A 13,194-nucleotide genomic window follows, 5' to 3' on the forward strand; every position below is an offset into this window, starting at 1 on the left:
CGCTGCTCTATTACCTCTACTATCAAATGCCTGTTATTTATGTTTAATAAAACGACGAATAACAAAGTCCGCTTCCAGCTCCAGGCTGTCGCGCTCTTCGAGTTTCTGCCGTTCTTCACGGTTGCCCTTCCAGGCAAAAGGCGTCATAGCGAGAAAATCTGAAATGGCCTGCTTGCCCTTCAATACGAAAGGGAAACAGCAACGCATATCGACTTCCGGGGTCAACTTCTCAATCACTTTTGGTGCGGGATGTTTACGCGGCTCTTTATAGAGGTACTTCTTTAGTGACCACAAGTGATCGGGGCCAGGGGATACATCTACCAAATGGCCACCGGTTTTGATTACCCGCTCCATTTCATGATCGGGGGCTGGGGCAAAGATCTTCAGCAGGTTATCCACCGACTCCGAGACCACTGGCAAATTTACATTGCTGGCAACCACAAACTGGGCGCCACTGTCGCGCTTGGCCGCCATTCGCACGCCGGATTTTGAAATGTCGATACCGGAAAGGCCGTGACCATGCCAGCCAGCGGACTCAAGCTCCCGCAGGTAATACCCCTCACCACAACCGATATCCAGTAAACGGCGGCCAGGCTTGTAGGGCAAGAGCGCCGAAATACTATCAACCAAAGGCCGATAGTAACCGGCGTGAAGAAAGCGCCGCCGCGCGTGAAGCATCTCCGAAGAGTCACCAGGATCTTTGCGGCGCTTGCGATAAACGGGCAACAAATTGACGTAGCCCTCACGCGCGCGATCAAAACTATGTCGATTGGTACAGTGCCAAGTATCTTTTCCTAAAGTTAAGGGGGCAGCACAAAGCGGGCATTGCCAAATCATTCAACTTCCTGAGTGTGTCTATTCTCTTTTACAAACGAGCGCGAAGACCGCTGCATAATCAATTCTGCCGCCTTCTCCGCAATAGCGATCACAGGCGCATTGGTATTGCCACTGATCAGGGTGGGCATTATGGAGGCGTCCACAACCCTCAGTCCATCCACACCGTGTACTTTTAGCTCGCTGTCCACTACAGCCAATTCATCACTCCCCATTCGACAGGTACCTATCGGATGGTAGATGGATTCTGCATGCTGGCGAATATAGTGGATGATTGACTCTCTATCACTCAACTTCTGCTCTGGGCGCAAGGACTTTTTCTTGTAGCGGCTCAGTTCCTCCTGGGCGAGGATATCCTGTGCCATTTCAAATGCCTCCACCATTACCTGCAGATCCTCGGGCTCACTCAGGTAGTTGGGTTCAATTCTGGGCAGTTTGCGTGGATCGGTGGAGTCCAGAGTGATCTCACCGCGACTCTTAGGCCTCAGGGCACAGGCGTGAAGAGAGTAACCGTAGCAAGTGCGCTTATTAAACCCGTGTTGGAAAGTCGGGACTGCCGTCATGTGGAACTGAATATCCGGGTTACCCCCCGCCAGACTGGAACTGGCAAAGCCCCCCGCCTCGGCCACATTGCTGGTTAGGGGCCCTTTATTTAAAAAGATCAGTTCTGGCAGGCGCATTGCGGTGAGGAGCTTCGGCCATAGTGCCTCGGAAAAGCTAACCGCTTCAGAGGCTTCCACTACTTGTATGATATCCAGGTGGTCCTGCAGGTTTTTTCCGACACCGGGAAGATGCGCTTGCGAAGTCACTCCAGATTTACGCAATTGGTCCTGATCCCCAATACCGGACAGCATTAATAGCTGTGGCGACTGGATAGCACCCGCACTTAAAATCACTTCCTTGTTCGCCAGGATTTTAGTGCCATCAAGCAATTCGACGCCGGTCGCTTTCTCTCCCCTGAGAATAATCCTCGCCACCTGACTGTTGGTACGAACATGCAGGTTAGAGCGGCTGGAAACTGGGTGCAGATAAGCTGTAGCCGCAGAGCAGCGGCGGCCGCGCCGTTGGGTTACTTGGTAAAAACCCACGCCATTTTGCTGGCTGCCATTGAAATCATTATTCGGCCGGTGTCCCAGGGACTCAGCTGCGCGTAAAAAAGCATGGCCCGATCGGGTTTTCCACTTTAAATCCGAGACCGACAGAGGGCCGTAGCCACTGTGGTGCGCATCAGTACCCCGTTCATTGCCTTCCGACATTAAGAAGTAAGGCAACAACCCCTTCCAGCCCCAACCCGGATTACCCTCTGCTTCCCAGGCATCGTAGTCATCGCTATTGCCACGGATATAAACCATGGCATTTATAGAGCTACTACCCCCGAGGGTCCTGCCCCTCGGCCAAAACAGTTTCCTGTCATTCAGGTGCTTTTGTGGCGTGGTATGGTGGTGTAGGTTATAGCGAGTTCCCGGTAGTAACTCGCCAATACCCACAGGGATAGAGATCAGAGGGCTCCGGTCTTTAGGACCCGCCTCCAGAAGACAAACTCGATTCTGCTCTTCGGCACTGAGCCGATTTGCTAAAACACAACCGGCGGAGCCGGCACCTACGATCACATAATCAAAAATCATTTGAGTGGACATGGGACCTCAGCACCTTTGTAGCTGGATGGTCCACTGACGGTACACTCAAGCTGTGAATAATGACAGGCTGGAGGTCACCCAAGCATGCCCAATTCCGAATTCAGTGATGATCAGGTACTCACCTGCTGGCATAAGAATGCTCATGAGTGGACTAAAGTAGTAGACAATGCCGCCATTCCCAGCCGCCGACTGGTCACTGATGCCGCCATTGTCAGCACAATCATGGCGTACCAACCTGCGAGCATTTTAGATATCGGTTGCGGTGAAGGCTGGCTCAGCAGAAAACTGGCAGAGCAAGGTATTCGAGTCTGTGGTGTCGATGGCGTTAAAGATTTAGTGGATATTGCCAGCGCTCGAGCAGGCGCCAATGAGTCCTACCGGCGATTGCAGTACGAAGAAATTTGCTCCGAAAAACTGGAACAGCAGTTTGAACTTATCGTGTGCAATTTCTCCCTCATCGGAAAGGAATCTGTCGAGCAACTATTCAGTCATGCACGCGAGTTAATGCTGCCCGGTGGGTATTTTGTCATCCAAACTCTTCACCCCCATCAAGCCTGCGGTAATGAGCCCTATCGAGATGGATGGCGCCCGGGATCTTGGGAAGGTATTGAGGGAGATTTTGAAGAGGCCGCTCCCTGGTATTTCCGCACCCTGGAAAGTTGGGTCCAGCTATTTCGTGACAACAGCTTTGCCATAGAAGCGATTCACGAACCCAGAGCCGATAGCCAACCTACCCCATCCTCACTGATTATTTGTGGGAGAATTTTGCGGTAGCGCATTTTGGAACTCTTTCCTGGCACCTAAGCCCCGATCCGGTGGAAAGAGGAGCTATTCAAGACAATTTTTTCATCAGCATTGGCACAGAAATACCAAAACAATAATAAAAAAACATTGGCGGGCTCCTGCTCACGCTCGCGACCACTTAGACAAAAATGAAAAAGTATCCATTTCATGCGGCCTCCAAGGAAAGAGATGACTTTTTCGGACTGTCCAGTAAGTGGAGTTGCATCAGCCGCCTAATTAATTCGAAAAAATGCTTTGTTAAGGGTGACCCATAATAAATTCAACGACCGCTTGCGGCCATCGAAATGAGAAGTTGACACCCAGGGGTAAACAGAATGCTACTCTGCAGTTTCCGATTCAGCGCCAATCAACTAGTGCCAAAAACCGTTGGCCTATTTCTTCTGCCCGCGTGCTGCGTCTGTTCTGCCGATGAGTTATTTATCCCGGATTCCCATGAAACCCTGAATATGGAATCCGGCAGTCTGTTTTTCTCCGACAGTGCATTTGCTATGGATAACGAAGCACTGGTCCAGGCCGCCGAGTACTTGCGCACCAATAGTATGAGCAACGTACAGCGACGCCTGAATTACCAGTGGCTGCAGATGCACACCAATCCAGATAAGTTTAAGCCCCTGAAAGGTGGCAAGGCATTATCCAAAATCCTGCGAATGGGTCTAGAAACGTACAAGACACAGAACTCTCGCGCCGCACGTACAGGCTTGCTCAGGTACACCAACAACGAGGGCAAGATTGGCAGCTCGGTGGACTACGGCATCTCTCTGTCCGACGACAAATTCAAGTTCTCTTTTGAGCTGGAGTTTTAGGGAGCCCCTGAACTCAGGCGCGCTACCACTCCTTCCCCGTTTACAGGTTTGTTAGAATCTCCGCCACTTAAAACCGGCGGAGATAACCGTGAGTAGCTCGAACACCCCCAAATCCTTTCCTGAACTCCCTGTTGCCGGGGTGGGTCCACGCCTGGCCGCACTGCTCTACGACCTGCTGATACTGATGGGCCTACTGGTGGTTTACGGCTTTATCGCGCTGATGGTTGCCTCTACCGTGGTGGGCCTCAACTGCCAGCCCGAGGCAAATGACTACAACCCCTGTGTCAGCGGGCCATTCTTTCAGCTGGGCGCTCTAGCGGTTATCGTAGGGTATTACTTCTGGTCCTGGAGGGCTGCGGGTCAAACTGTGGGGATGCGCGCCTGGCGTCTGCTGCTGGCGAGCCCAAACGGAGCCCAGCTCACTTGGCGCCAATGTATTCTTCGCGCCATCGTAGCGCCGCTGTCTATTGCTTGTTTGGGACTCGGATACTTCTCTGCCTGGGCCAGATCCGACAAGGCCACGTGGCATGACCTTATCTCCGAATCCGAGGTGCGCGTACTTCCCAAGAAGTCTAAAAAGTAGAAGGCCAGGGGCCCTAACGGGCCCGCTGCAGTAGATACCATCCCGCGCCAAAGCACAGCAATATCGGTAGCAGCACCGCGAGGAAAGGCGGGAAGCCAAATACCAGGGAAGATGGCCCCAGCATATCCTGGACAAACTGGAACACCAGGCCAACCACCAATCCGGTAAACACACGCAGTCCGGTGGTTACTTCCCGCAGAGGGCCAAAAATAAAGGAGATCGCCACCATCACCAGACTGGCGATAGTGAGAGGCTGCAATACTTTTTTCCAGAACTGCAACCAGTAGCGACTGGAGTCTTCACCTTTGCGATCGAGGAATTTGCCGTAAGCCCACAGATTGCGCGGTGACAGATCCGCAGGCAAAGGCACCACCAAAGCGAATAACTCTGGCGAAATCTCCGCCTTCCATTCGGTCGTAGGTAACGCCTCACTCTCGGTATGCTCACCGGTGAAGATAGTCGTGCGGCTATTCTCCAGTTCCCAGCGCTTGCCGTCAAAATGGCCGCGCTCAGCAAACTCCACCTGCTCCAGCTCTCGATCAGCACCGAAGTGGTAGCGGGTAACACCGTAAAGCTCACCATCCGGCAGCGCCGCGTTGAAGTGCACAAACTCGCCGCTGTCTTTCAGCCACAGGCCACTTTCCAGACCGCTCGCCTCCAGCTCACCCAATGCCCGGGCTTTGTCACTCTCGGCAATTACATTGGTCTTGGGAATAACAAATTCCGCCAGGCCCAAACCCAGTAAAATCAGCAGCATAATGGGCTTCATCACCGCCCAGGTAATCCGACCGATTGAGACTCCGGCAGACCGCATAACGGTCAGCTCACTGGTACCTGCCAATGAACCCAGTCCCACCAGACACCCGACCAGGGCGGAAAAGCCCAGCTGTTCATAGATACGCGCCGGCAATGTCCAGGCAACGTACTTGATTGCGTCAATAAACCCGTAATCCTTCTTCAGGTCTCCCAGCTGATCCACTAGGGCAAAGACGACTGTGAGGCCAAGGATAATCAACAAAGCCGCACCGACTGAAACTAAGACTGTGCGAGCGATATACAGATCAAGCTTATTCATTTGGCAGCTCCTCCACCCCGGGCAACCGCTTGGGTGGCGCCTTGCGCCAACTTCTTCCCGCCAACAATAACAAACCTATTAGAACGAAAGGTGGGTGCACCAACCAGATCATTGCTGGATTAGCAATCTTGCCATCCTCAACTGCCCCCCTTAACCCCTGTAGGATCACCAAATAGGTGATATACAGTAAAATGGCAGGGATCATCTTCGCAAAGCGCCCCTGGCGAGGATTTGTACGAGACAGAGGCACAGCCAAAATAGCTACAACTAACACCAGGACCGGAAGGCTCAGTCGCCAATAAAGATAAGCTTTCTCCTGGGGGGTATCGCCCTCAAGTAGGTCCAAGGTCGATGCCGATTCCATCTGGTCCTGCTGGCGACTGCGCTCTCGGGGCACCTCAAGAATCACAGAATAACTAGTAAATTTCATCTGGCGATACTCCCGCTCTCCGGGAACACCTTCATAGCGAAAGCCGTCGCGTAATACTAAGTAGCGCAGCCCCGTCTTGGGATCGATTTCCTGCACGCCTTCACGGGCACGGATTACAACTTGCTGATCCGCCTCAGTTTCCTCCTCCGCGCCCCCCAACTCCGCCAGGAACACCCCCAGCATGGTGGACTTGTCCTCGCTCAGCGCATCGGCGTAGTAAACCGCACGGCCGCCCTGAGAGGACACAAACTTCTTTGGTACCAGATGATCAAATTCGTTGCGCGCCTTTTCTGCATTCAACAGACTGGTGGAACGCTCCATACCCGCCGGAGAGAAATACAAACTCATTGAGGCTACCACCAATGCCAGCATCAGAGCTGGAATCATTGTGTAACCCAGCAAGCGCCAATCACTGAAACCACAGGCGTGCAGAACCGTCATTTCACTTTCTATATAAAGGCGCCCATAAACCCAAAGAATCCCTACGAACAGGCCCATTGGCAGAACCAGTTCCAGGAACCCCGGCAAGCGGAAACCCATCAAAGAAAGTAGGACATTCGCTGAAATATCACCTGTCGCAGCCTCGGCTAGATATTTCACGAACCGGAGACTCATCACAATTAACAACAAAACTGCGCTGACCGCCAGCGTGACAAGCATCAGCTCACGGCAGAGATAGCGAAAAATAATCACAGGGCGAACAAATTCCTTGGTGACAGCGGTGTGACGATATCTGAATCAATAACGAGTAAGTTTCCCACCGGGTACAGCAATCCATAAGCAGGCGGGTTAAACTTGTGCGACGCATTATCACTAAAAATTCTTGCTATGTCTCGGCCCTGAGGCATGCAATCTATTGTCAGATTTTAAGGAAAGCGAAAAATGCAGTTCTCCGCCAAGGTTGCAGATATCAGTAAACAACGCAGCGCCTGCTCAATTATTTCAGCAGATGCCAAAAATAACCTCAGCGAAAGTGGCAAAAGCCTGGATAAATTGACTGGGGGAATGATCGCAAAAATCCTCAAGCGCGGGGACTTGGGAGCCAAATCCGGCAGCACCCAGCTGATCAATCTTATCGACGTTCCCAGCGAGCGCGTTCTGGTCGTGCGCACCGGTAAAGGCACCATCAGCCAAGCGGATTTCCGCAAGCTGGCAGCCAGCAGTGCCAATGGAGTAAAGAACTTTAAAGAGGCCGCGAGCTACCTCTGCGAAGTAGAGGTTGAAGGTGCCGATAATCGCTGGAAAGCACAGCAAATCGCCATGGCCGCCGGTCTGGCAAGCTACCGCTACACCCTGTCCCGCACCGATGCAAAGCCCCTGCCCCTGGCGAAATTCACCATCCACGCTCCAGAGAAAAAGCAGCTGAAAGCTATTCAAGGCGGCATGGAAGTGGGTGCCGCTCAAGCACTGGGCAGCAATGTCGCCCGTGATTTGGGGGATCTCCCAGGCAATATTTGTACCCCCAACTACCTGGTTGCCCAGGCGAAGGCGCTGGCTAAAAAACATGCAAAGCTCACCACCAGCGTGCTGGACGAAAAGAAAATGAAAGCCCTGGGCATGGGTGCTTTCCTCAGCGTCTCCAAAGGCAGCGACGAGCCCCCCGCGCTGATTGCCATGAACTACAAAGGTGGCAAGGCCAGCGAAAAACCTGTGGTATTGGTCGGTAAAGGCATCACCTTCGATAGCGGCGGCATCAGCATCAAGCCGGGCCAGGCTATGGACGAAATGAAATACGACATGGGCGGTGCCGCCAGTGTCTTCGGCGTAATGAACGCCCTGGTTGAACTGCAGCCTTCTATCAACGTTGTAGGCCTGGTTGCCGCTGCTGAAAATATGCCCAGCGGCCGCGCCAGCAAGCCCGGTGATGTTGTGACCTCCATGTCCGGCAAAACCATCGAAATCCTCAACACCGATGCCGAAGGCCGCCTGGTTCTATGCGATACGATCACCTACGCAGCCAAGTTCAAGCCCAGCGCAGTGATTGATATCGCCACCCTCACCGGTGCCTGTGTTATTGCCCTGGGCCATCACGCCACCGGTCTCTACGCCAATAACGAAGAACTGGCCAAGAGCCTTCTCCAGGCTGGCGAAACTACTGGCGACCGCGCCTGGCAAATGCCACTGTGGGACGAGTACCAGTCCTCCCTGGATTCCAATTTTGCCGATATCCAAAACATCGGTGGACGCGAAGCCGGTTCAGTAACCGCTGCCTGCTTCCTGGCGCGTTTTGCCAAAGACTACAAATGGGCGCATATGGATATTGCCGGTAGTGCCTGGAAGTCCGGCGCACAGAAAGGTGCAACCGGCCGTCCGGTTCCTCTACTGGTTGAATATCTACTGGGCAAATAAGTAGCCAAAGCGCACAATAGCCGCCGGCACCATCGGTGCCCGGCCGCCGGGCGGTCCATTAATTAATGGACCGCTTTTGTTTTTGGCGGCGTATCAATATGGCCGGGATTATTTGACCAGTATCTGAAATGACTCGCATTGATTTCTATATTCTCTCTTCCGACCAACCGGAACACGCCGATGTTTTTGCCTGCCGCCTGGCTGAGAAAGCCTTCCGCGCGGGTATGCGGGTATTAATCGCGGTGGACGACTCGCAACGGGCGGAGCAGATGGATCAACTGCTGTGGACATTTCGCGAGGACAGTTTTCTGCCCCACGCCCCGCAAACTGAAAACCAACAGGCGCAAATAGAAATTAACAGCGGCGAAGACCCCGCAGATCACCACGGCTTACTGATCAATCTCTGCTCCAAAGTACCCAAGTGGTTTAGCCGCTTTGAACGCTTGGCAGAAGTTGTGATCCAACAACCGGAACCATTAAAACGGTCCCGATTGCGATTTGGTCACTTCCGCGATCGCGGATATCCGTTACAATCCCATAAGATCAATTAGAGCCTCTAACTACGTCCGAGAGTCATGTCCGGCAAAAAAAACAAACACAAGCACCGCGGACAGCAGCGCAAGCAGCCCAGTGAATTTCTGGATGAACTTAATTCACTGCACAACTTGCTTGTCACCGACGAGAACAATGAAGAAATCCCCGTGCTCAGCCAAGTGGCCAAGCAGGGTAATCCTGTAACCCCTGAGCCCCCCACACTTCCCACTATTGCCGACATACCAAAACCCAGTGGGACACCAGCTACCAGTGAGTTCGAAGATATCGATACCTCACTGGAAGATATCGACTTGCCGATTTTATTTTCACCGGTTGAAGAAGAGATGCTGGCCCAGCAATCCCTGTCGCTGGCAGAGTCTGACCTGGCTCTATTGCGCCCGCTTCAAGAGCTGGCTGTAGAGGATGAGGAACCACAAGCTTCCGCAGAAACCGGGCAAATCGAAGAAAAGCCCGCTGAAGATAAACCGGTTGAAACACCGTTAGAGCAGATTTCCCGGGAAACCAAAACTGAAGATTTCCCAGAGTCCCAACAGGAGAGAGAGCCCGAACCGCAGCCGGAGCCCCGGGCGGAAAACCCGTTCCTGCCAAATCATATTCGCTCCCGCCTCACCGGTGGACGGCCCCTGCCAGTTGAAGAAAATACCCAAGTAACCGAAACCCCAGTGCCCCCGGCCCCGGAAGCAGAAGCAGAAGCAGAAGCAGAAGCAGAAGCTCCAGCAACAGCGGCCCCGGCCCCTGAAGTAAAGGAAGAAGCTGAACTTCCAAGCACTGAGGCCCAAGCCGCCGAAGAAGATCCGGTCGCAGACCCTGAGCCCTCCGCCAAAGAGCGCCAGCGCCAGGAATTGATCGAACAACTCGTCGCCCAGCAGCTGCCTAAACTGGAGCGCCGCCTGCGCGCCCAAATAGAACACGTGGTCGACGAGCTCGGCGTTTGGGATTAAGAGACGGCCTAAGGGAGCCTCTGAATAACTCCCTAAGCTCAAATACCGCCTTTTGCCCACCAGACCCCGGCGGTATAATTGCCGCCTTTTCCGCGCAGCCCGAGCAAGCACCAGACTATCCTGAGCCAAAACGCTGTGCACGCAGTCAGTTAAACACAAGGTTTCCCGCCCGCATGGACAAAACATACCAGCCCAACGCCATCGAACAGCAGTGGTACAAAACCTGGGAGGAGAACGGCTACTTCAAGCCTTCCGGGGATACTGAGGCCAAGCCCTACAGCATTATGATCCCGCCGCCGAACGTCACCGGCAGCCTGCATATGGGCCACGGTTTCCAGGAGTCCATCATGGACGCCCTGATTCGCTACCACCGCATGCAGGGAGACAACACCCTCTGGCAAGTGGGCACCGACCATGCCGGTATCGCCACCCAGATGGTGGTAGAGCGCCTGCTGGGCGCCGAAGGCGTATCCCGCCACGACCTGGGCCGCGACAAGTTTATTGAGAAGGTCTGGGAGTGGAAGGAAGAGTCCGGCGGCACCATTACCCGCCAGCTGCGCCGCCTGGGTGCCAGCCCCGACTGGTCCCGCGAACGCTTCACCATGGACGACGGCTTCTACAAAGCGGTGCAGGAAGTCTTTATCAAACTGTATGAAGACGGCCTGATTTATCGCGGCAAGCGCCTGGTGAACTGGGACCCGAAATTCCACACCGCGATCTCCGACCTGGAAGTATTAAACGAAGAGAAGCAGGGCCACCTGTGGCACTTCCGCTACCCGCTCTCCGACGGCTCCGGCCACTTGGTAGTTGCCACTACCCGCCCGGAGACCATGCTCGGCGATACCGCCGTAGCCGTACACCCGGAAGACGAGCGCTACCAGCACCTGATCGGCAAGACCATCAAGTTGCCCCTGGCGGATCGCGAAATCCCGATTATTGCCGACGAATACGTCGATCGAGAATTCGGCACCGGCTGTGTAAAAATCACCCCAGCTCACGACTTCAACGACTACGAAATGGGCCAGCGCCACAACCTCGAGATGATTAACATCCTCGATGCCGACGCCCACCTGAATGACGCAGTGCCGGAAAAATACCGAGGCATGGAGCGCTTTGCCGCGCGCACCCAGATTGTCGACGACCTGGACGCCCTCGGCCTGCTGGAAAAAGTAGAGCCCCACACCCTCAAGGTACCTCACGGAGACCGCTCCGGTGCGGTGATCGAGCCCTGGCTCACCGATCAGTGGTATGTGAAAACCCAGCCCCTGGCCGATGAAGCCATCGCCGCCGTTGAAGATGGCCGCGTTGAGTTCGTACCGAAAAACTACGAAAACATGTACTTCTCCTGGATGCGCGATATCCAGGACTGGTGTATTTCCCGCCAGCTGTGGTGGGGTCACCGCATCCCCGCCTGGTACGACAACGAAGGCAAAGTCTACGTTGGCCGCAGCGAAGAGGAAGTGCGCGAGAAGCACAACCTGAGCGCCGATATCAGCCTGCGCCAGGACGACGACGTACTCGACACCTGGTTCTCCTCCGGCCTGTGGACCTTCGGCACCCTGGGCTGGCCAGAAGATACCGAAGAACTGAAAGCCTTCCACCCCAGCTCCGTACTGGTTACCGGCTTCGATATTATTTTCTTCTGGGTCGCGCGCATGATGATGCTGACCCTCTACTTCAAGAAGGAAGTACCGTTTAACACCGTGTACGTACACGGCCTGGTGCGCGACAACCACGGCCAGAAGATGTCCAAATCCAAGGGCAACGTGATCGACCCCATCGACCTGATCGACGGTATCGACCTAGAGACCCTGGTAGAGAAGCGCACCTCTGGTCTGATGCAACCGCACCTGCGCGAAAAGATCGAGAAGCAAACCCGCAAGGACTTCCCCGAAGGTTTCTCTGCTTTTGGTACCGATGCCCTGCGCTACACCTATTACTCACTGGCTTCCACCGGCCGCGACATCAAGTTTGATGTGGGCCGTATCGAAGGCTTCCGTAATTTCTGTAACAAGATCTGGAATGCCTCCCGCTACGTACTGCAAAACTGTGAAGAGCACGATTGCGGACAGGACGGCAGCACGGATTTTGAACTGACCATCGCCGACCGCTGGATTATTTCCCAGCTGCAGCGCACCGAGATTACCGTACGCGAAGCCATGGACACCTACCGCTTCGACCTCGCCTCCCAGGCCCTGTACGACTTTATTTGGAGCGAATACTGCAGCTGGTATCTGGAACTGTCCAAGCCGGTACTGTGGGACGACAACGCCTCCGACGCAGTGAAGAAAGGCACCCGCCGTACCCTAATCCGCGTACTGGAAACCATCTTGCGTCTGGCCCACCCACTGATGCCGTTTATCACCGAAGAAATCTGGCAGCGTGTAAAAACCCTCGCCGGCTCCAACGGTGACACCATTATGCTGCAACAGTACCCGGAAGCAGATAACAGCAAGATCGACGAGGAAGCTGAAGCGGCCGTTGCCTGGTTGAAGCAGGTTATTGAAGGCGTGCGTAATATTCGCGGTGAAATGAATATTTCCCCAGCGAAGAAAATCCCACTGATCCTGCGTGGCGGTTCCAGCCGTGACCAAGAATTGCTGGAGCAAGCCCGCAGCCTGCTGATCAAACTGGCGAGCCTCGAAGAAATCACCTGGTTGGAAAGTGGAGAAGCTGCACCAGCCTCCGCCACCGCCCTGGTAGGCGATATGGAATTGCTGGTACCCATGGCTGGCCTGATCGACGTTAAAGCCGAGAGCGCACGTCTGCAAAAAGAGATTGATAAACTGTCCAAAGAACTCGCACGAGTTGAAGGCAAGCTCAACAATCCTAAGTTCGTAGACAAAGCCCCCGAAGCCGTTGTTGCCAAGGAAAAGGACAAGCTTGCAGAAATGAAAGGTGCTCACGAGCGCCTGCAACAGCAACTTGAGGAAATCAGTAATCTTTAAGGCTTCTGATAATCCGCGTCATTAAAGAGTGGATCTGATTTAAAAAAGGGGGCTCTGCCCCCTTTTCTTTTTTTGACATAAATCAAACGACCCCTTCTAGCCCTAGTGCCTTTCGATTTTCTATCAACTTCAGAACCTGAGTATGTACTCAATGTACCTGCATCGCCTATGGGTTTGTCAGCGCCAAAATCAGCTTTACCGAAGTGGTATACGACCTAAAGCGCGCTAAAACGCT

12 protein-coding genes are annotated in these 13,194 nt (G+C 53.9%); 7 read left to right on the forward strand and 5 right to left on the reverse strand.

Annotated features, from left to right (window positions below):
• Positions 1-33: 33 nt before the first annotated feature.
• Together ACJJI5_RS18985 and ACJJI5_RS18990 are read right to left on the reverse strand one after the other, a co-directional pair.
• Positions 34-837, reverse strand: coding sequence for a putative RNA methyltransferase (locus tag ACJJI5_RS18985; RefSeq protein WP_444906179.1), 804 nt, complete (start codon positions 835-837; stop codon positions 34-36).
• Complete coding sequence (locus tag ACJJI5_RS18990; protein WP_445354955.1) at positions 834-2,471, reverse strand: GMC family oxidoreductase; 1,638 nt, start codon at positions 2,469-2,471, stop codon at positions 834-836. Before ACJJI5_RS18990 ends, ACJJI5_RS18985 begins: the two co-directional genes overlap by 4 nt.
• An 84-nt stretch (positions 2,472-2,555) precedes the next feature.
• Between ACJJI5_RS18990 and ACJJI5_RS18995 the strand changes: the two genes are divergently transcribed.
• Entirely contained in the window at positions 2,556-3,245 is a 690-nt protein-coding gene (locus ACJJI5_RS18995) for a class I SAM-dependent methyltransferase (RefSeq protein ID WP_445354956.1), read from the forward strand.
• Positions 3,246-3,271: 26 nt separating this feature from the next.
• Here ACJJI5_RS18995 and ACJJI5_RS19000 read toward each other — a convergent pair whose 3' ends face one another.
• Entirely contained in the window at positions 3,272-3,424 is a 153-nt protein-coding gene (locus ACJJI5_RS19000) for a hypothetical protein (RefSeq protein ID WP_413664650.1), read from the reverse strand.
• A 165-nt stretch (positions 3,425-3,589) separates the two neighbouring features.
• Here ACJJI5_RS19000 and ACJJI5_RS19005 point away from each other — a divergent pair, with 165 nt between their 5' ends.
• Both ACJJI5_RS19005 and ACJJI5_RS19010 read left to right on the forward strand, forming a co-directional pair.
• Complete coding sequence (locus tag ACJJI5_RS19005; RefSeq protein WP_413664649.1) at positions 3,590-4,078, forward strand: hypothetical protein; 489 nt, start codon at positions 3,590-3,592, stop codon at positions 4,076-4,078.
• Positions 4,079-4,166: 88 nt separating this feature from the next.
• Positions 4,167-4,661 carry an RDD family protein gene (locus tag ACJJI5_RS19010; RefSeq protein WP_444906181.1) on the forward strand — a complete coding sequence of 165 codons (495 nt, stop codon included), beginning with the start codon at positions 4,167-4,169 and terminating at the stop codon, positions 4,659-4,661.
• A gap of 13 nt (positions 4,662-4,674) precedes the next feature.
• Here ACJJI5_RS19010 and lptG read toward each other — a convergent pair whose 3' ends face one another.
• Together lptG and lptF are read right to left on the reverse strand one after the other, a co-directional pair.
• Entirely contained in the window at positions 4,675-5,736 is a 1,062-nt protein-coding gene (gene lptG / locus ACJJI5_RS19015) for an LPS export ABC transporter permease LptG (RefSeq protein ID WP_444935099.1), read from the reverse strand.
• The gene (gene lptF / locus ACJJI5_RS19020; RefSeq protein ID WP_444894983.1) at positions 5,729-6,859 is read right to left on the reverse strand and encodes an LPS export ABC transporter permease LptF; all 1,131 of its coding nucleotides are present in this window, start codon (positions 6,857-6,859) and stop codon (positions 5,729-5,731) included. Before lptF ends, lptG begins: the two co-directional genes overlap by 8 nt.
• Before the next feature lie 189 nt (positions 6,860-7,048).
• Between lptF and ACJJI5_RS19025 the strand changes: the two genes are divergently transcribed.
• The 4 genes from ACJJI5_RS19025 to ACJJI5_RS19040 all read left to right on the forward strand — a co-directional run bounded on the left by ACJJI5_RS19025 (position 7,049) and on the right by ACJJI5_RS19040 (position 12,959).
• Positions 7,049-8,515, forward strand: a complete 1,467-nt coding sequence (locus ACJJI5_RS19025) for a leucyl aminopeptidase (protein ID WP_444892960.1) — start codon at positions 7,049-7,051, stop codon at positions 8,513-8,515.
• 128 nt (positions 8,516-8,643) lie between these two features.
• Complete coding sequence (locus ACJJI5_RS19030) at positions 8,644-9,066, forward strand: DNA polymerase III subunit chi (protein WP_108732077.1); 423 nt, start codon at positions 8,644-8,646, stop codon at positions 9,064-9,066.
• Between the two features lie 24 nt (positions 9,067-9,090).
• Positions 9,091-10,011 carry a hypothetical protein gene (locus tag ACJJI5_RS19035; RefSeq protein WP_445354957.1) on the forward strand — a complete coding sequence of 307 codons (921 nt, stop codon included), beginning with the start codon at positions 9,091-9,093 and terminating at the stop codon, positions 10,009-10,011.
• A gap of 173 nt (positions 10,012-10,184) precedes the next feature.
• A complete protein-coding gene (locus tag ACJJI5_RS19040; protein ID WP_445354958.1) occupies positions 10,185-12,959 on the forward strand; it encodes a valine--tRNA ligase in 2,775 nt (924 codons plus the stop codon).
• The last annotated feature ends 235 nt before the right edge of the window (positions 12,960-13,194 follow it).

The sequence above is a fragment of the Microbulbifer maximicatervae (SeqCode) genome, from assembly GCF_052467955.1.